The 20,124-nt window shown below is 37.0% G+C and carries 12 protein-coding genes; 8 read left to right on the forward strand and 4 right to left on the reverse strand.

Annotated features, from left to right (window positions below):
• Nucleotides 1–27 precede the first annotated feature (27 nt).
• From IC610_RS20015 to IC610_RS13030, 5 genes are all read left to right on the forward strand, one after another.
• Nucleotides 28–1,791 carry an MFS transporter gene (locus IC610_RS20015; RefSeq protein WP_228462925.1) on the forward strand — a complete coding sequence of 588 codons (1,764 nt, stop codon included), beginning with the start codon at nt 28–30 and terminating at the stop codon, nt 1,789–1,791.
• Complete coding sequence (locus tag IC610_RS13015; protein ID WP_191737257.1) at nt 1,781–2,839, forward strand: DUF3810 domain-containing protein; 1,059 nt, start codon at nt 1,781–1,783, stop codon at nt 2,837–2,839. Before IC610_RS20015 ends, IC610_RS13015 begins: the two co-directional genes overlap by 11 nt.
• Before the next feature lie 748 nt (nt 2,840–3,587).
• A complete protein-coding gene (locus IC610_RS13020) occupies nt 3,588–4,991 on the forward strand; it encodes a glycoside hydrolase family 28 protein (protein ID WP_191737258.1) in 1,404 nt (467 codons plus the stop codon).
• 1 nt (nt 4,992) lies between these two features.
• Entirely contained in the window at nt 4,993–8,601 is a 3,609-nt protein-coding gene (locus tag IC610_RS13025; protein WP_191737259.1) for a DUF4450 domain-containing protein, read from the forward strand.
• A 332-nt stretch (nt 8,602–8,933) separates the two neighbouring features.
• Nucleotides 8,934–11,069 carry a hypothetical protein gene (locus tag IC610_RS13030; protein WP_191737260.1) on the forward strand — a complete coding sequence of 712 codons (2,136 nt, stop codon included), beginning with the start codon at nt 8,934–8,936 and terminating at the stop codon, nt 11,067–11,069.
• Nucleotides 11,070–11,198: 129 nt separating this feature from the next.
• Here IC610_RS13030 and IC610_RS13035 read toward each other — a convergent pair whose 3' ends face one another.
• Both IC610_RS13035 and IC610_RS13040 read right to left on the reverse strand, forming a co-directional pair.
• A complete protein-coding gene (locus IC610_RS13035; protein ID WP_191737261.1) occupies nt 11,199–11,552 on the reverse strand; it encodes a hypothetical protein in 354 nt (117 codons plus the stop codon).
• A 58-nt stretch (nt 11,553–11,610) separates the two neighbouring features.
• Nucleotides 11,611–12,723: a hypothetical protein gene (locus IC610_RS13040; protein ID WP_191737262.1), complete on the reverse strand. Its 1,113-nt coding sequence runs from the start codon at nt 12,721–12,723 to the stop codon at nt 11,611–11,613.
• 969 nt (nt 12,724–13,692) lie between these two features.
• Between IC610_RS13040 and IC610_RS13045 the strand changes: the two genes are divergently transcribed.
• The 3 genes from IC610_RS13045 (at nt 13,693) to IC610_RS13055 (ending at nt 16,406) form a co-directional block, all read left to right on the forward strand.
• The gene (locus IC610_RS13045; protein WP_056076505.1) at nt 13,693–14,739 is read left to right on the forward strand and encodes a GntR family transcriptional regulator; all 1,047 of its coding nucleotides are present in this window, start codon (nt 13,693–13,695) and stop codon (nt 14,737–14,739) included.
• 257 nt (nt 14,740–14,996) lie between these two features.
• Entirely contained in the window at nt 14,997–15,440 is a 444-nt protein-coding gene (locus tag IC610_RS13050; protein ID WP_191737263.1) for a nuclear transport factor 2 family protein, read from the forward strand.
• 144 nt (nt 15,441–15,584) lie between these two features.
• Nucleotides 15,585–16,406: a hypothetical protein gene (locus tag IC610_RS13055; protein WP_191737264.1), complete on the forward strand. Its 822-nt coding sequence runs from the start codon at nt 15,585–15,587 to the stop codon at nt 16,404–16,406.
• 534 nt (nt 16,407–16,940) lie between these two features.
• Here the strand turns inward: IC610_RS13055 and IC610_RS13060 are convergent.
• Both IC610_RS13060 and IC610_RS13065 read right to left on the reverse strand, forming a co-directional pair.
• On the reverse strand, nt 16,941–18,344 hold the full coding sequence (locus IC610_RS13060) for a glycoside hydrolase family 140 protein (RefSeq protein ID WP_191737265.1): 1,404 nt from the start codon (nt 18,342–18,344) through the stop codon (nt 16,941–16,943).
• Nucleotides 18,345–18,929: 585 nt separating this feature from the next.
• Nucleotides 18,930–20,081: an alpha-hydroxy acid oxidase gene (locus IC610_RS13065; protein WP_191737266.1), complete on the reverse strand. Its 1,152-nt coding sequence runs from the start codon at nt 20,079–20,081 to the stop codon at nt 18,930–18,932.
• Nucleotides 20,082–20,124 lie beyond the last annotated feature (43 nt).

Below are 20,124 nucleotides of genomic sequence, written 5' to 3' on the forward strand. Positions count from 1 at the left end.
TTATATTTGTGTAATTAAAAATTCAAAATGGATTCAAACCCACAACAGACCAAGTGGTCTCAATTTCTATCACTCATTGTAGTGTTCTTCTTCTGGGGCTTTGTAGCCGCAAGTAATGATATCCTGATTCCGGTATTTAAAAAATGGTTTGTACTTTCACAGGTACAGAGCCAGTTGGTAGCATGGGCATTTTATGTAGCTTACTTTATAGGTTCAGTAGTTTTCTTTTTAATTTCAATAAAAAGCGATATCCTTCAGAAGTTCGGATATAAAAAAACACTGGCAGTAGGTCTTGTGCTCTCTTCTTTAGGTGCATTTCTATTTGTACCGGCAGCGGCATCGGCCAATTTCTGGTTCTTCCTTACTGCTTTATTTATCGTAGGACTTGGTTTTTCTGTTCAGCAGATTGTTGCCAATCCACTGGCTATTAAAATGGGAAGTCCGCAGACAGGTGCTCACCGTTTAACGCTTGCTGGAGGTATCAACTCTTTGGGAACGACCATTGGGCCAATCCTTGTAGGTATCGCCCTTTTCGGGATGGGGAATGATAAAGAAACCGCATCTGCCGATAAAGATCTTTCTAAAATCGAAATCGTAAAAAACGAGTACATTACGCACAGAGATGAGCTTGTAAAGAATATTGTATCGCTCAAACAGGATTCAAAAGATGATCCTGCCGTTGTGGCAAAAGCTGTAAATACTGTTCAGCAGAATGTAGATGCTTTAGATACTGAAATTAACCAACTGAATAATATCTCTACAGCAAGCGATCTGCAGGTTGATGAATTTTCAGATAAACTAGGGAAGATCAAAGAAAAGACTTCTGCGATCAGCTATCCTGTGGAGTTTGTGAAGGAAAATCTGAAACTGGTGAAAGGACCGTTTATCGTTTTGGGAATTGCCTTTATTCTTGTTGCAGTCTTTATGCTTTTCTCAAAAATTGAAGACCCTGCAAAAGAAGAGGAAGAAAATATTGAAGAAGGAAGCACAAAATTCAGTATTTTAAATTACCCTCAGCTGTATCTGGGAATGCTTGCTATCTTTATTTATGTTGGCGTGGAGGTTTCAATTATCAGTAATCTACCTGCCCTGCTTCATACCAAAGAATTTGGTGGCGTTTTGGAACATAATATCGCTCCATTCGTTTCTCTGTACTGGGGAAGTCTGATGATCGGAAGATGGAACGGAAGTATCAACGTTTTCAATATGTCGAAAACTACGGTTAACATTCTGAAATTTGTAGTTCCTTTTGTTGCGTTTGCAATCATTATTATTGCCAATACATTGAGTGGTAAAGATGTTTCTTCATTCTATATCTACGGATTCTGGATTGTTGCATTTATCCTGATGAGTTTCTTAGGCGGCAAAAATGCCGGAAAAACCCTGATGATCTTCGGTATTGCAGGCGTTTTGATGATGCTGATTGGCTTAGTTTATCCTGACAAAGAGATTGCAAAATACTTCTTTATCTCTGGCGGACTTTTCTGTTCCATCATGTGGCCATCTATTTTTGACCTTGCAATTGCAGGATTAGGCAAAAACACTGGTAAAGCTTCTTCTTTCCTTGTCATGATGATTTTGGGTGGAGGTATCATTCCTTTACTTCAGGGCTACATCTGTGACTTCGACAAAGTAAACAAAGACGGAATTTTCGGAATTACATGGACGCATTTCTCTTACGTAATCCCTGTTCTATGTTTCGTATATCTTGCATTCTACGGATTTATCACTCCGAAGATTCTGAGAAAACAAGGTATTGTAATGGGCGAATCTGAATCTCATGGACACTAAAAATGTTCCACTCATAAAAACAAAAAGATTTTGGGCAGGTATTTTACTTGCCCAATTTATTTTGTTTTACATCTTTTCAAAGTCTGAATACTGGATCAGTTTCTTTGATAAATTATATGACGTTCAGAAGAATTTTCATATCAGAATTTTCAGCTGGATACCTTTCTCTGCAGGTGATTTATTTTATATTCTTATTGGAATTTTTCTGCTAGTTCAGATCATGAACATCTTCAGAAAAAACAGAAGGAAAAAAGCACTGTTTAGGATTTTAATATTCTTAAATATCATCTACTTTACATATCAGATCTTTTGGGGAATGATGTATTTCCAGAACCCGATCATTAAAAAATTAGCATCGCAGGACAAACCTAATGTAGAGAAAGCAAAACTTTTAGCTTTAAAATACCTGAAGAAGGCAGGCGAAACCCGAAAATCCGCTTCAGAGGATAAAAACGGAGTTTTTGTGATTAAAAACAGGGAAGGTTTAGTACAGGAAATCATCCGTCGTCAGAGCTTTTTGCCTAACCAAATTATTTCAAAGAATACACTCACAAAGATTTCTGTGAAGGAAAGCCTTTTCAGCAACATAATGAGTTACACAGGAATCTCTGGCTATTACAATCCATTTACAGCTGAAAGTCAGTTTAATTCAAATCTTCCTCATTCCATTATTCCGTTTACAATTGCCCACGAAACTTCCCATCAGTTGGGGTTTGCCCGTGAGCAGGAGGCAAATTTTGTTGCTTACCTTACCGGCATCAACTCAGACAATCCCGAACTTCGCTACAGTGCTGAATATTTTACATTGAAAAGTCTGTTGAGATACATTTATACTGAGGATAAAATTTTTGCTGAAAATCTCATCAGGCAATATTCTCCTGCAATGAAAAGAGACCGTGCCTACGAAAGAAATTTCATGATAAGCCATGAAGGCAGACTGGAAGATTTTTTCGGATTCACCAATGATCTTTTTCTGAAAAGCAACCGTCAGGAGGGTTCAGTTACCTATTCTTACTTCGTCAATCTTCTTCTGAACTACGAGAAATAAAAAAAAGAACCGTATCAGGCGATACGATTCTAAAAACACAAATGATGAAAAAAAATTTATTACCTTGACTTGTTCCCTCATTCAAGGTGATGTAAAAGTACGACAATAATTTAATTTCCAAAATACCTGCGACTCTTTTTTACAAAATTTAGTACAAATTTAACAAATACCACATCGTAATATACAGATTTTCACAACAATAAGAATTAACTGTACGTTAATAAAACGCTAATTATATTGTCAAAATTACCTGAAATAGAGACACATTGCTTCATTAAGAAAAATTATATACTGCTATAATTATCAATCATTTGAGTCAAAAAAAACATGGATTCTGTTAAAAAATGTTAAAACGCTAAATTTGTCCATCTGACAAACATTTAAAATTACTTTCAAACTATGGTTAATACTGAGTTTTCTGAGATAAAAAACTTTAAATTTTACTGAAAGAATTTACCTTTTAAGTAAAAAAATGATTCTGAATCTCAATTTAAGATTCGTTTTACCTTTACTAATTTTTCTGCTATTTTTAACGAAAGTAAACCAAGATTGGAAAAACATGTTTTATAAATTACCTGAAAGCAAAAGCCATAAACTTGCAAAATTCATATTGGTACAGTAATAATTTACTGATTAATTTTGAAGAACCGACAGTGCAGGATAATTATTGATTCTAATAATATTAGTTTGCAAAATAAAGTTTTACAGAAAAGGAAATTTTTCCTTCCAACTAAATATGTTTGTCATTATGAAAAAATTCACGCTGATTCTCCTCGCATTTCTACTGTCAATACCGCTTTCCGCTCAATACAAACCGTGGACTTCCGCAAAGCAGCCTTTAAAAGAAATTAAAGCTTTAAAGAAACAAATCAAAGCTCCAAAATTCAGAAAAGCAGACTATCTGATAACGGATTTCGGAGCAGTAGGTGACGGAAAAACAAAAAATACGGAAGCTTTCAAAAAAGCGATTGAAAAATGCAGCGCTGAAGGCGGCGGACGAGTTGTGGTTCCAAACGGCGTTTTCCTAACGGGTGCAATTTATCTTGAATCTAATGTGAATCTTCATTTGACCGATGGTTCAACGATTCTGTTCAGTCAGGACAGCAACGACTACCCTATCGTCTTCACGCGTTGGGAAGGGATGGAATGTATGAATTATTCCTCTTTGATTTACGCTTATGAAGAAGAAAATATTGCAGTGACCGGAAAAGGAACTTTGGATGGAAATTCAGATTTAGACAACTGGTGGTTCTGGTGTGGCGCTACAAAATATGGTTACAACACATCGCGTCCGGGAAGACAAAATCCTGCAAGAGCTAAACTTCACGAATATATGGCCAACAGAACGCCTGCAAGAGAAAGAATTTTTGGGGACGGATGGTATTTAAGACCCAATTTCGTTCAGCCTTACAAGTCTAAAAACTTCTATATGGCAGATGTTTTGGTGAAAAATTCTCCGATGTGGAATCTGAATCCTGTTTTGTGTGAAAATGTTTTAATTGAAAGAGTAAAAGTAATCAGCCACGGACCAAACAACGATGGTTTCGACCCTGAAGCGTGTAAAAATGTATGGATTAAAGATTCTTATTTTGACACCGGAGACGACTGTATTGCCATTAAATCAGGTAGAGACGAGGACGGAAGAGATATAGGAAGACCTGCAGAAAACCACATCATCGAAAACTGCGAAATGAAAGACGGTCACGGCGGTGTTGTGATTGGAAGTGAAATTGCAGGCGGTGCGAAAAATATTTATGCCATTGGAAATGTGATGGACAGCAAGAATCTTGACCGTGCGTTGAGAATTAAAACAAGCTCAAGCCGTGGCGGAACGATTGAAAATGTATTTTTCTACAACACAAAAGTGGGCGCTTACAAAGAAGCTGCCGTTCGTTTCAATATGCATTATGAAAAGCCTGGAAATCACATTCCGACCATCAGAAATATCTGGGTTGAGAATTTAACCGTTGATAAAGGCGGGAAATATGCCGTATTTTCTGATGCTTATGAATCTTCGCCAGTAACGGATTTCACGATGATTAATGCAAAAATGGTTGGCGTTCAGATTCCTTACAAAGTAGATTACCTGAAAAATGTGACTTTAAAAAATGTAACCGTTAACGGACAGCCATTAACTGAGTTAAAACCATAAAATGCGAAGAAAAACCATTTTCGCCGGACTTCTGGTTTTATCGGCATTCTCACTCTCCTATTCCCAATCAAAACATTGGCAGAATAATGAGCGTGAACTGCATTACAAAGAAGACAAAGGCGATTTTTTATTGGTCAACGGAAAATACAGATTCAACCGTGCTTTGTATGGTGATAACCGTGCTTCGAGAGTTGAAGCGGGAGATTTGCCTGAATTTGCGCTGTATCTTCCGGGAATGGGCGGAAATCTTCAGTTCGTTATTCAGAAAGGAAATTCGATTAAGAAATTAATTCAGGCTGATAATATTGAAACACGTTACCGACCGGGTTCAATGCTGTATGAAATCAAAGACCCCATTCTTGGAAACGGAACTTTAAAACTGACCGTTTTGGCACAGGCTAAGGAAGAAGGTTTGGTTTTAAAAATGGAAACCGTGAATTTAGATTCTGCAACAAAAATTTACGCAGTTTACGGCGGTGCTAGCGGAACGACTTTCAGCAGAAACGGCGACATAGGTGCAGACCCGGAATCCGGATTTTATCTGCTGCCTGAATATTGTCTGAACAATCAGTTTCAGTTGAATAAAAATCAGTTTCAGCTCAATTATTTAAATAAGAAAAAAGAAACTCAATCCGTTTACGGAAGTTTTTCAAATGTCAATTCATTACAGCAAACTGATGCGACGACTTTAGAAAAACTGGCTGAGTTTACTCAAAATAAAGCAGACAAATCTCCGATTGTTTACGCTTCTTATTCTTCTCAAAAGCAACCGGTTTACATTCAGATTGCCAAAGGAAAATCAGATAAAAACTTTTCAGATGAAGATTTGAAAAACATCTTCAATGAGGCGGAAAAATCCCGTTTGACATTAACCAACAGAATTCAGCTAAAAACTCCGGATGCGGATTTAAATAATTTCGGAGCCAATTTAGCGGTCGCAGCGGATGGAATTTGGGAAAGTCCGACCTTTCTTCACGGAGCCGTTGCCTGGAGAATGCGCTTGAATGCCTGGCGGGGCGCTTACACAGCCGATGCGTTGAACTGGCACGACAGAGCGAAAGAACATTTTGAAAGTTATGCCAATTCGCAGGTTCTGAAACCCGATTTTGCACCTGTCGAAATGGACACGATGCGACATCTTGCCCGTCACGAGGAAAAAATGGGAACTTCTGTTTTTTCAAGCGGATATATTTCCAGGAATCCGAATGACAACACAAAACCGCACCATTATGATATGAATCTGGTGTTTTTTGACCAGATGTTTTCACACTTCAATTACACCGGAGACAAGGATTTCCTGAAAAAAATGTGGCCGACAATGGTTCGTCATATGAATTGGGAAAAACGGAATTTCAAGCGTGGTGATTTGTATGATGCGTATGCGGCGATTTGGGCAAGTGATGCGCTTCAATATTCGGGTGGAAAAGTAACGCACACTTCAGCCTATAATTACAGAGCCAACCGTGAAATGGCAAAACTGGCGAAAATCATTGGAGAAAATCCTCAGCCTTACGAACAGGAAGCGGATGCGATTTTAAAAGCAATGAAAAACCAACTTTGGCTTAGAGAAAAAGGGTATTTTGCTGAATTTAAAGATGCTTTGGGTAATCAAATCGTTCACGACAAACCTGGAATCTGGTCGATTTATCACGTTTCCGATGCGTTTATTCTGAATGAATTTGAAGATTACCAAAACTTACAGTACATCAATCATCACACACCGAAAATTCCGATTACGGTAAAAGGTGCGGATAATAAAGACTATTTTACTTTAGCAACAACAAATTGGCAACCATACGACTGGTCAATTAATAATGTGGCTTTGGCGGAAAACTTACAGACCGCTCTGGCGTATTGGCAAGCCGGAAGAACTGAGGATGCTTATCAACTTTGGAAGGGAAATCTGGTGGAGTCGATGTATTACGGCATCAGTCCGGGGAATTTTGAACAGCTTTCTCATTACGATGCATTCCGTGGAGAATTGTACCGTGATTTCGCTGACCCGATTGGTGTGGCATCAAGAACTTTGACGGAAGGGCTTTTCGGAGTTTATCCAAATTTGTTGGAAAATAAAATCAGCATCAAACCGGGCTTCCCGAAAGACTGGAATTCTGCCGAGCTGAAACTTCCCGATTGGGATTATCAGTTTACCAGAACTTCAAAAAAAACGGAATATTTATTTAAATCAAAATATCAGAATCCGGTATCGCTGGAAATGCATATTCCTGTAAATTATTCCAACATCAAATCGGTGAAAGTGAATGGCAAAAAAGTGGATTGGAAGATTAAACCCAATTCGATTTCACAACCATTTGTTCAGTTTGAAACGCCAAAAAGAAAAGATTTTAAAATTGAAATCAACTATTCCGGAGAAGAACTGAAAAATGAACAAACTGATTACGTTAATTATATTTCTGATAATCTTCAGTTAAATTTTGATTCAAAAAAGAAAATTAAAAATATCTACGACCCGCAAGGACTAATAAAAAATTCCTCTCCTCTGGAGGGGTGGATTCGACCGAAGGGAGAAGACGGGGTGGTTAACCAGGCAATTACATTGGATAATAAAGAAAGAAAAGGAACTTTTTTCGTTCAGGTCGAGCAAAACGGAACAGCCTGGTGGCAACCGGTGAATGTTGACATCCGTTTTCCTTTGGAGACAAAATGGGTGAATAAAAAATTGCAGATTCAGTCGAAATCTTCCAATCCAATTACTGGAAAACTGACGGTTAATGGTTTAAACAAAACTTTTGCGATTCAAAAAAATCAAAATACAAATATTGAAATTCATGTGAATGTTTTGAGCAAAGGAACCAATTCAATCGTCCTTGATTATAACGGAATTCAACAGAATATTGAAATTACAGACTGGGAAATAGAAAACCAAGGTCAATTCAACAACATTTCACTGGCTTCAAAATACAATGAAAAAGTAACCGAGACTTTCAATCAGAAATACCTTTCACCGAGATTGGAAGTTCCGACTTTACAGCTTCCGTGGCAGGGAATCGGAAACTGGTGTTATCCATTAATCACCGCTCAAATCGATGACAGCGGATTGATGAGCAAAAGAAAAAACGGTAAAGTAGAATTTCTTGGAATTCCTTTTTTAATAGACAAAACCGATAAAAATATTGCTTTTGTAAGTCAGTGGGATAATTATTCGGATGTTCTTGAAATTCCAGTTACAGGAAAAGGAAAGAAAATCTATTTTCTGATGGCTGGAACTACGAATCCGATGCAGTCGCAGATTGTGAATGGAAAAATTACGGTTCAGTATGCAGATGGTTCGACAGCTGAATTGGAGTTGAAAAATCCGACGAACTGGTGGCCGATTGAGCAGGATTTGTTTGATGACAATTTTGCCTTTGAAATTCCGGATGATAAAATTCCGTATCGCGTAAAACTGAAAACGGGAGAATTGTACAAAGGTGGAACTTTGAGCAAATACTCAAGCATCAAAGGATTTACCGACCGTCAGGTGGATGGTGGTTCTGCCACAATTCTGGATTTGCCGATTGATGCGAGTAAAGAATTAAAATCAATAAAATTAACGGCCGTGAGTAATGATGTGGTGATAGGAATGATGAGTGCGACGGTTTTGAAATAGGTGAAAATGCCACGAATGCACGAATTAAAATATGCTTAAGATTATAAAATTACTCCCTTTAGGGTTGGGGGAAGAATTTTGATGAAATTGGATAAGCTTTAGATAAATCATAAAAATATCCTTGCATTCGAGGCAGATAAAATAAAATAATGAAAAGGCTTTTAACCGCAAAAGCATCAAAAGAAATAATTGAAATAAAGTGATTCAAAAGTTTGCAAAATGTTGAATCTAAATACTGTCATCTTGCTGACTTTTGAGTATCTAGAAAACATATAAATCTTTTGTCTCTTTTGCGGTTAAAAACATCATCAACTAATAAAATTAATTGCGTAATGAAAAAAATTACAATATATCTAGGAATTTTCCTGATGGGATTTTCTTCAGTGAATGCCCAGAAAATCGACCGGAAAAAAGTCGTTCAGCGACATAATATTGTCAACACAAAAGCCGATACGCTTTCCACTTTTACGGTGGGAAACGGAAAGTTTGCCTACACGGTTGACATTACCGGAATGCAGTCGTTTCCTGAGTATTACAAGAACGGCGTTTCTCTCGGAACACAGTCTGAATGGGGCTGGAACAGCTTTCCGAACAAAGAGAATTATAAATTTGAGGAAACTTTAAAGCCTTACGATTTTAATAACGACGGGCGAAAAGCTTTATACTCCGTTCAAATCAAAGAACCGGAAAGAAATAAAGGGGCTGTGGAATATTTCCGTGTGAACCAACACCGTTTGCAGTTGGGAAATATCGGGATTGAACTGACGAAAAAAGACGGTCAAAAAGCGAAAATTTCAGACCTGACCAACGTCAATCAGAAGATTGATTTATGGACTGGAATTATCACAAGCGAATTTTCTCTGGAAGGAACTCCGGTAAAAGTCTGGACGGCTTCTTTCCAAAATTCAGATAAAATCGGGGTGAAAATTGAATCGGATTTGGTGGCTAAAGGAAAGCTTAAAGTTTTTGCCAAATATCCACATCCGTCGGGACAGTTTTTGGATGACGCTGCATTTTATGGAAGAGAAAATGAGCATACTACGAAAATTGTTTCTTCTCAGTCGACGCAGGGTTTGATTCAGCACAAACTGCAAAGCACGGATTATTATACTCAATTGAATTTTACGGAAGGAAAACTTCGTGAGGCTGGAAAACACTACTTCGTTTACGAACCTTCTTCGAAAAACAAAACCGTTGAGTTAAGTGTTGAGTTTTCCGCTAAAAGTCCGAAATCTAACAGAACTTTATTTGCAGATGCTGAAAAAGAAAGTACTTCTGGCTGGAAAAACTTCTGGCAAAGCGGTGCTGCTGTTGATTTTGAGGGAAGTACAGACCCAAGAGCCAATGAGCTTGAAAGAAGAGTTGTCTTGTCAGAATACTTAACTAAAGTTCAGTGTGGAGGAAATAATCCACCACAAGAAACAGGTTTGACTTTCAACAGCTGGTACGGAAAACCGCACACGGAAATGCATTGGTGGCACGGCGTTCACTTCGCTTTGTGGGGAAGACCGGAGATTTTGGAAAAACAGTTAGATTACTATTTCAGGTCGTTTGATAAAGCTAAAAAATTAGCCGAAAGACAAGGCTATAAAGGCGTTCGTTGGATTAAAATGTCGGACAATGAAGGAAATGAAAGTCCCTCTTCTGTTGCAGCATTTTTGATTTGGGAACAGCCGCACATTATTTATATGACCGAACTTTTGTACCGTAACAGCAAGGATAAAAAAGTTCTTGAAAAATATAAAGATTTGATTTTTGCGACGGCTGATTTTATGGCTGATTTTGCGACTTATGACAAGGAGAAAAACCGCTACAACTTAGGAAAAGGCGTAATTCCGGCTCAGGAAGTTTTTCCAGCAAAAGACACTTACAACCCGACTTACGAGGTGGCGTACTGGGATTGGTCGCTTAAAATCGCTCAGCAGTGGAAAGAAAGATTGGGTCAGCCGAGAGATAAAAAATGGGATGATGTGATTAATAAACTGGCTCCGCTTCCGGTACAGGACGGCGTTTATTTATCGACAGAATCAGCAAAAGATTCATTCACATTTCCAAAATGGATGACCGACCACCCAGCAGTTTTGGGCGCATTGGGAATGGTTCCTGAATCTCCGAAACTGGATAAAAAAATAATGAAAAACACGCTGGATATCGTTTGGGAAAGATGGAACTGGGAACATACCTGGGGTTGGGATTTCCCAATGACAGCAATGAACGCGGCAAGACTGGGACTCCCAAATAAAGCTTTGGACGCTTTGTTTATGAACATTCAAACCAATACCTATCTGAAAAACGGACATAATTTCCAGGACAAACGTCTTAGAATTTATCTTCCCGGAAACGGTGGTGTTTTAACTACTGTTGCAATGATGTTGGAAGGTTGGGATGCTTCGACAGGAGAATTTCCTGGTTTCCCGAAAGACGGAAGCTGGAAGATAAAAGCGGAAGGTTTTAAAAAGATGCCTTAAAAATTTCACATTCATATAGTTTCTAAAGTCTGTTCCGAAAGGGGCAGGCTTTTTTTTGAATAATAATCTGAAAATTATCAGCTGTGATTTTCTTTTAATTTATCCTGACAGGTTTCCAACCACATTCGTTTATTCGCCAAAAACTTCTTCAGGAAAAGTGCTTACATAATATTCTAAATAATTGAAGTCAAGATTAAAAAAATTTTGCCCCACTGAGGTATTTCTTTTTATTTCATCAATGATGTCAGCTTTTGAATACATTTCACCATTAAGCGTGGATATCATATTGTCTTCAACAGATTTTTTATATCTTTCAATCACAAGTTTCAGCCGTAACTGCTTATCCAGTAAAGAAAGAGGATATATTTTCTTATCACCCGAAGCTACTTCGTCATATAATACAAAACTGTCTGATTGCGGATTGTAGCTCAGTGGCTTGCTTTTAGCCTCATCAATAATTGCCGGAAGGTTAATTTTTTTCATAATGGTAAAAATAAAAAATCAGGAATTATTTCTGTGAAAAATTCCTGATTTTGTGTGATTACACAGATCTGTTGGCAAAATCCTTCAGACTGATATTGTAGAACACATACGGCAGAACGGTATCTGTTTTGCTGCCCCACGCCGCTCCACTTACGGGAGAACGCAGCAGATCACGATCCTGCATAAGCAGTGCCGCTGTACTCGTTCCCGGAACCGTCGCCATCCCCACATTAAACTGGTTGACTGTATCAGCAATCGCCTGCTGTACGGTTCTGCCAATTGCCATACTGATATCAAACTGCGAATCTGCCTTCCAAAAAAGTGTCGAATTTGCCCAGGTAAAGGTGAAATTTTCAGAATATCCAGTATACGACTTTGCACCTTTTGCGATTGTATTTGGTCCCAGATCACGACCTGTACGGCAACTTAGAAAATGAAGAGAGCAATCCTGCACTTCCAGCGGATCATAAGCTCCGATTCTGAGAACAGATGAATTTCCGTGACCTGTATACAAATCATAGTTACCATGACCGATCCCGCCAATGTAAACTACTCTGGATTCTTTAGCTCTTGCGGCAAAATTAGTTCTGTTATCATTCACTCCATCTAATTTAATGACCTCAAAACCTCTGTTTGCAAATACAGGGTGAACATTATTAATTCTGTACAAAGCTGCCTGATTGGTCACACTGTCTGTTGTATTTTCACAAAAAAGAACTTTATTTCTGAACGAAATCCATTTTGCTTTTGGAATAATTTTCCACTCAGCCGGAACTGCAGGCAAAGCAATTTCTTTAGGCATCACAAATCTATCCGAAAGCAAGGCCGTTTTTCCCAGCATTTGATTGAGAAGAAATTCAGAATATTTAATCTCGGCATCTGCAATTTGTTTTCCCAGCGAGGTTTGATTTTCAATGTGAGAGATGATCTCTCTCTGGTTATAAATTCCTTCGCTTATCACTCCGATTTTGAGGTCGGATTCCATTTTTATTCTTGCAATCGCTAATTTCGCTTTGTTTTGAAATGATGTAAGATCAAGACCAAACTTAGGAGGTGTTTTTCCGGCGATTATTTCTTTGGCATACATCAGTGTGCCATCGCCTCTTACTCCTATTGGTTTCTCGGCTGCAAATTGCGGTAAGGTCAATTTGCCTAATTTAACTGTACTCATGGTTTAAAAATTTTAGGTTCGTATTTTTGTTTATTAGTTTTTTTAAAGGTTTTTCAAAACAGAAATTTATTTTATCTGTTACAGAGTAAAAACTTTTACATTGTTGAGGATCAGAGAATTTCACACAGCGGGACACTGCAGATTTCCATAACAATTCGTTACGGGTCTGGCAGGAAAATTTCACACACGAATCCAACAATGCCTGACATTTTTTTGTCTTTCAACAATCAATTTGCCAACGGTGTGAAATTAAGTTGGGTTTTCCACTACAATTATACTTTGTATTCAAATGTTATCGACATCATCAATTAAAGGAAATCAAGATTGAAACAAACCAAAATATGTTGTGAATTACTTTAAATTTAAAATAGAAAACTCAAAAATATCAACAGAAATGTTGAGAATTGAAACACGAATTAATCGGAATAGAATTTTGTAATTTTTCTCATATTATCATTGTTATTAGTTAGATTAAAGTTAGATAAAAAACACAGACAAAAAAAACTTTTCAGCAATGATTTGATAATAATTTTAATCAAAATCTCAAAATTACTGTATAGAAAGCATATTGGAAGGGGGTTTATTGAACCTGTTTAATCTTGATCCATCATATAAAACTTGTATAATTTAGAAAAGCTGACTGTTCAAATAGACAAATTTTATTAAACCATTAGAGTTTATGACTTGGGGAATCTCACAGCCTGAGATTTTCACGATGTCAGAGTTCAGAAGATCCGAAGCTTTTACAGTTTTAAAAAAACTGAGCGTTGAAACGGGAGTTTCATAAAAATTTAAGTAATTCATTTATAATCTGTAAAGAATTGATAACTAACAGTTTTAGACTATCAACATTATAAAAAACATTCATGAATCTGTTACTTCAAATTTTTGTATCTTGTTTTCAGCTATTAATCGCTTTTGATTTTAGCTGTTTTTTAACTGAATTGCATTTCCTATCTGTAAAAAATCATGGCCGAAACATTAGAAATCAACATCAATGAAAACTCCAGAGTTCCGAAATACAAACAGATTGTAGATTCTATTCTGAACGGAATTGATGGAGGGCAAATAAAAATCGGAGAAAAAATTCCGTCAATCAATGAACTCAGCGAATCCTGCTTCCTTTCCCGGGATACCGTAGAAAAGGCTTACAAAGAGCTTCGCAAAAGACAAATCATTGAATCTGTAAAGGGAAAAGGTTATTATATTTCCCGCATCAACAAGAACGACATCATCAATATTTTCTTTCTGATCAACAAGCCGAGTACCTATAAAATGATGATTTACAATTATTTCGTCAATGCAATCGGTACCAAAGGCAATGTGGAGATGTACATCTATCATTGCGACGAAACGCTTTTTATCAATGCGCTGAAGAAAAATCTTGGTGGATTTGATTATTATGTCGTGATGCCTCACTTCCGTGATGAACAGTCGAAACATACGAGTTCCACACAGGAAGTTTTAGATATTATCGAACAGATTCCGAAGAACAAACTTTTACTTTTAGACAATACAAAACCTAATATTTCTGGGGATTACGGATCAATTTTCCAGGATTTCGAGCATGATATTTATGATGCGCTGAAGGAAGGTTTAGATAAAATTAAAAAGTACGAAAAGATTATTTTGGTCTATCCTGATAAATCCATTCATCCCTACCCTTTCCGCATTGTGCGCGGTTTTGAGCAGTTTTGCAGAGATTTTAAACTCGACTATGAAATTCTGGATGAAATTTATCCCGACATGGAACTGCAGGACAAAGATATTTTCATCACCATCCGTGAGCGTGATTTGGTGAATTTGGTGAAACAGATCCGTCAGAAAAACTTAAAACTGGGTGAAGACATCGGAATTATTTCTTACAACGAAACCCCTTTGAAAGAATTGCTTGGAATTACTGTAATTACTACTGATTTTAAGGCGATGGGAGAATCTGCCGCATATATGATTTTAAAAAACAAGAAAGAGCAGGTGAATAATGTTTTTAAATTTATTCAGAGAGAATCGCTATAGATGATTGATGATTGATAAAATTATAAATGAATGTCGATTGTTAAGCATAACGCTAAGATCAGCAGTCATTTTGTCATTCTGTAGGAATTTCAACACATCAAAATAAAGCAGTTCAGGGTCCTACTGAATGACAAACAAACCGTTCAAAACTAAGTTATTACTACTAACGGAAATTCATTATATTATACTTTAAAAGAATAAGATTCTAATAATTATCGGAACAAATTAAAATCTTTAAAAAATATATCTAATTATTTATGATTAAAAAAATAATTTTCGCCCTGAGTTTTTTAGTGGCAATAACTGTTTTCGGACAGAAAAAAAATGATATCCAATCTGTAACAGATGCAGCAGAAAAACTGAGATCAGCAATGATCAGCGGTGAAAAATCAGCACTGGAATCCTTAATTGTTCCAGAACTGACTTACGGACATTCGGGAGGTCATATTGATGATGCCAAAGAATTTGTTGAAAAACTGGTCAGCAAAAAATCAGATTTTCTAACGATTGATATTACGAACCAAAATATACAAATCGTCGGAAATACAGCGATTGTCCGTCATCATTTTTATGCAACGACTGCTGATTTGGGAAAGGAGCCTGGTGATGTAACTTTGGATATTTTATTGGTCTGGACAAAGGTGAAAAACGACTGGAAATTACTGGCGAGACAGGCAGTGAAGTCGGAGAAGAAAAAGTAATAAATTGTCAATTTGATAATAAATAATTTTTTGCAGAAGGGACTTAGATTTTTTAGTAAAAAATCGCATTAAAAACTTTAAAATTATTTAATCTATTTAAGTATATTTGAAGTTAGAAAAATTTCAAAACCTAAGATTAATTTAATGACATTAATAATTTCATGGGTTGGTGTAGATGATAAAAAAACTGGTAAAGAAATATCATCTCTTTATATAGCATCTGACAGTAGATATACAGCAGGCATCAAAACTAAATTTGATTATGGAATTAAGGTTTTTGGGGCTTCAAAATATCCTGAAATTTTCGGATTTTGTGGGGACGTATTATTTCCCTCAACGATATTAGGCCAAATTATTCCTCAAATTGACAACGGAATTTTATTAAAAGAATCCGATGACTGCAACTCTAAAAATTCAAAAATTTTTACTTATATAGAAACATCATTGAAAGAATACCCTGATACTTTTTTAGGTAATACTTTTACTATTATACATGGTACAAGATTTGGAAAAGATTTTAAACTTTTTAAATTTTTTTACAATAAAAAATATGGGATTGAAGTAAGTGAAATTCCATTAGGCAAAAGGTCCACAAAAGTTCTAAGTGATGGATCTGGTGCAAAAGAATTTGATAACAAATGGTCGAAAATTTGGAACAATCCCAAACATAATGATTATAGAACTAGCCGTGCGGTTTATCACTGCCTAAACCAAACACTTAAAGAAATAAAAGATCCTCATACAGGAGGTTTACCACAAATAATTGGACTGTATAGAAATAATAATTCAAGAATTTTTGGTATAGTAGAAAATGAAAGTAAGTATATTTATGGAAAACCTAGTAGTGAGGATATAAATTCCACAAGTATTGAATGGAGAAACGAAAATTTTGAAAGAGTCGATCCAAAAACTTTAAAAATATTAGAAGGCTCACAAAGACAGCCTTTACAAGACGCAACTCCCTGACTCTCCACAAATTTAATTTATCACCATTTATTTGGGGAGGTTGAGGTGACTGATGGTAGTAATACCATCATCAGGGTATTTAAAAACCAATTGTAGTGTAATTAGATAGCACGTCCATGTCTAAATGGAAAGTCTTGGTGCGAATCCAAGCGGTTTTTAATTCAAAACAATTTTTGTAGTTTTGTAAAATTTATTAGTATTATGTACTCTTAAAATTTCAGAACTCTACTTCGCAATAAGCACCAGTTTTTTTGTATTGATTACAGTCATATTATTATGCATCACTTCACCCTAAACTTTTGCAACTCGTCCGGCGTATCACAGCAAACCTGCTCTATCACCTGTCTGAACTGCATTTTCAACATTTCAATAATGTGATCACTACCTTTCCTAAAGCTCCGACGGCATACATACACGTTCTACCCATAAAGGTAAATTCTGCGCCGCAACACAAAGCTCACGTAACTTCTTCTCTTATGCCTCTGTTTATAATTATAATACCGGTTCAGACATCCTCAAAAAAAATGCTGAAGTTCACAGATAATTCTTACTCGCATCCACCGCCACAAAAACAAAATCTTTAGCCTCTCCGTTTTCTTTCTCAGGAGTAATCTGCAAAATTTTATTTCCATCAGACTCGCCAATGTATTTGTACCCGCCGGTTCTTGGATTGTACCACCAGCATTTTTTCTTCTTACCACTGATTTTCGACAAATCGATCTGCATATTTCTTCCGGTGTAATTATAGACGAGCAGGTAATCTTCTCCGCGGGTAGCAATAAGTCTTTCGTAGCGTTCACCCACTTCACCTTTAATAATACTTTGATCTGGAATTCTTTCAAAATATGGAAATTTTAGCATTAGATTTTTTAAATATTGCATCTGCGTAAAACCTGCATCATTAAGACAGTCGAACCACGCACGCTGAGCTCCGTATGCAGGCGACAGACCTGGTCTGTAAAACTGCATAATAGAATTATGGCCGTACGTATGCCCAAAAGAACCCGCAAACACAGACCAGTATGCATATCTTCTCACGTCATGATCTTTCCATCGTGGTTCGCTGGCATCGTGAAGTCCCTGTGGAATGTCTTCGTAGGAAGGTTCGCCATCGATGATGGGTTTTAAAGGTTTCATCGAAAGTGCTTTTTCGGCATATCTCCAGTTATCTTCTTCGGTATCGGCAATTTTTTTCGCTTCACCGTCACCTTTCCGCTGTCCATATCTTCTGTGACCGCTCTGGAACATATTGAAATCTAACCAACCGGCACTGTTAAACCAATCTGCCGAACTCGTAGCACCAAAAGGATGATAGGTCATTAAATGGTTTTTGTCAACGGACTTTATGCTGTTGGCCAAAGCTTGCCAGACTTCTGTTTTGATGTCGCCTCTCATATCGCCTCCGATAAACCAAATGATATTGGGCGAATCTTTGTACCGCTCTGCTAAAAACTGTCCGTACTTTTTTGCCTGATCTACATCCATTTTTCCTGCTTTTACCAAGCCGCCCCAGATGCAGACCATCCCGATGTAAATTCCGTTTTTCTCGGCTGTTTTTACAATGTAATCCATGTGATCCCAATATCCATACACGCCTTTTTGGTTGATGTTGCTGAAATCAAAACCGTCAGTCATTGAAGGCTGTCCGTATTTATTGAACGCAGGAACGGCATTGATGGTCTGTACCTGAACGACATTGAATCCGTTTTTTGCACATTGACTCAGATAAAAATCTACTTCATCCCGATCAGTACGTTCCGGCAGAAGCCATCCGGTTTCTCCTAACCAGAAAAATGGTTTTCCGTTTTTGTGCTGCAAATATTTGTTGTTAGAGCTGACCTGCAGCGCTCCATTTGACCATGGCATTTCCTGTTTTTTGTTTTGAGAAAAGGTAAAAACTGAATAAATAATGAGGAGCAATATGAGGAATTTTTTCATGACAGTAATTTGGTTTTTAAATGATTTCGTTTTTGATTATCTTTTGTTTTCACGATGTGATTTACTACTAAGAACACTAAGCATTTCACTATAAACACAAAGCTTGTGAACCTTGTGAAAAATCTTTGTATTCCTTGTGGTAAAAAATACATATGCAATAATTTTTCAAACATTACACAAATTGTTTTTAACGCAAAGATTATTTTAATGTTGCATATTTTTTAGAAAGCTAAGGCAAATAAATTTGATTCGCAAAGCTTGAAAACATTCTTTGCATATTGATTAAAATAGTATTATAAAACAAAAAATACAATTCACCGAACTGTATTTTTTTTGCTATGATTATTCAAAATATTTTATTTCAACGCAAAGTGCACAAAGAATTTTTAAATACTATCTGCTTTTAAGTTACACAAAGCCGTTTCACTTATACAAGCTCACTAAGCTTTTCATTCATTACAAAATAAGAACTTTTTTTAATATGAAAATTGGTGGTTCGCATTCTGTAAAGCTGTATTTAGATAAAAGATCTTTCAATGAAAACTTAAAAACTTCCAGCTTCCATCACTCAGCTTCCCACTCAAACTACTTCACCCTAAACTTCTGCAATTGCTCTGGCGTATCACAGCAAACCTGTTCCATCACCTGTCTGAACTGCATTTTTAGCATTTCAATAATATGATCGCCACCTTTGTCACCTAAAGCACCAACAGCATACATAAATGTTCTACCCATAAAGGTAAATTCTGCACCGCAACTCAGAGCACGGGCAACATCCGGACCGGTTCTTACGCCACTGTCCATCATAATTTTAATTTGACCTTTGTATTTTTCGCTGATCTCTTTTACTACAGCAATAGTAGATTCTCCTGCATCAAGCTGCCTTCCACCATGATTGGAAATAATCATTCCGTCAAAACCTAAACGAACTGCTTCTGCTGCATCTTCGTCGGAAGCCACGCCTTTGATGACCAGTTTTCCTTTCCACTTATCGCGGATGGCTTTGATTCGGTCTGAATTTAATCTGCCGGAAAAAGTGGAATTCATGAACTGTCCCAGTTGTTTCACATTCATGTTTTTGTCCATGTATTTTTCCATCGTTTTAAAACTCGGAACGCCATGTTTTAAAATTTCAAGACACCATTCAGGTCTTGCTAAGGCTTGCGAAACATTTCTGAAATTCAGTTGTGGAGGCATCGCCAAACCGTTTCTAATCTCTTTTGCCCGGTAACCGAACGTGGGAACATCCGATAAAACGCACAGAACATCATACCCAGAAGCTTCACAACGATCAAGAATATCGTCACGCAACCATTCTTCTCTTGGATGATAGAGTTGATACCATGCTTTTCCTTCGGTTAATTCGGCAATTCTTTCGATACTGCTCGTCGTTACCGTACTTAAAATAAAAGGAATATTATGCTTAAAAGCTGCTTTTGCTAAAATTTCAGGGGCATTGGGCCACATCAATCCTTGTAAACCAACGGGAGAGATTCCGAACGGAGCAGAATATTTTACACCGAATAATTCCGTTTCCATATTGGCTTCCGTGTAATTGTTGTTCAGATATTGCGGACGAAGCAGAACATCGCGCAATTCGCTTGTATTCCTATCGCGGTTGATATTTTCGTTACAGCCGCCATCCAGATATTCGAATGCGAAACGGGGCATTTTCTTTTTTGCTTTTTCGATCAGCAATTCGAGAGAAGCGTAGTTGGTATCAAATGGAAAGGACATAGTTTGTTGTTAGATGTTGGATGTTGGGTGTTGGGTGATGGAT

It is taken from the genome of Chryseobacterium caseinilyticum (assembly GCF_014837145.1).
GTDB classification, from domain to species: domain Bacteria; phylum Bacteroidota; class Bacteroidia; order Flavobacteriales; family Weeksellaceae; genus Chryseobacterium; species Chryseobacterium caseinilyticum.

What these genes read in the sequence shown, in the direction of transcription:
- IC610_RS20015 (WP_228462925.1), top strand. Translation starts at nt 28, where the DNA reads ATGGATTCAAACCCACAACAGACCAAGTGGTCTCAATTTCTATCACTC.
- IC610_RS13015 (WP_191737257.1), top strand. Translation starts at nt 1,781, where the DNA reads ATGGACACTAAAAATGTTCCACTCATAAAAACAAAAAGATTTTGGGCA.
- IC610_RS13020 (WP_191737258.1), top strand. Translation starts at nt 3,588, where the DNA reads ATGAAAAAATTCACGCTGATTCTCCTCGCATTTCTACTGTCAATACCG.
- IC610_RS13025 (WP_191737259.1), top strand. Translation starts at nt 4,993, where the DNA reads ATGCGAAGAAAAACCATTTTCGCCGGACTTCTGGTTTTATCGGCATTC.
- IC610_RS13030 (WP_191737260.1), top strand. Translation starts at nt 8,934, where the DNA reads ATGAAAAAAATTACAATATATCTAGGAATTTTCCTGATGGGATTTTCT.
- IC610_RS13035 (WP_191737261.1), bottom strand. Translation starts at nt 11,552, where the DNA reads ATGAAAAAAATTAACCTTCCGGCAATTATTGATGAGGCTAAAAGCAAG.
- IC610_RS13040 (WP_191737262.1), bottom strand. Translation starts at nt 12,723, where the DNA reads ATGAGTACAGTTAAATTAGGCAAATTGACCTTACCGCAATTTGCAGCC.
- IC610_RS13045 (WP_056076505.1), top strand. Translation starts at nt 13,693, where the DNA reads ATGGCCGAAACATTAGAAATCAACATCAATGAAAACTCCAGAGTTCCG.
- IC610_RS13050 (WP_191737263.1), top strand. Translation starts at nt 14,997, where the DNA reads ATGATTAAAAAAATAATTTTCGCCCTGAGTTTTTTAGTGGCAATAACT.
- IC610_RS13055 (WP_191737264.1), top strand. Translation starts at nt 15,585, where the DNA reads ATGACATTAATAATTTCATGGGTTGGTGTAGATGATAAAAAAACTGGT.
- IC610_RS13060 (WP_191737265.1), bottom strand. Translation starts at nt 18,344, where the DNA reads ATGAAAAAATTCCTCATATTGCTCCTCATTATTTATTCAGTTTTTACC.
- IC610_RS13065 (WP_191737266.1), bottom strand. Translation starts at nt 20,081, where the DNA reads ATGTCCTTTCCATTTGATACCAACTACGCTTCTCTCGAATTGCTGATC.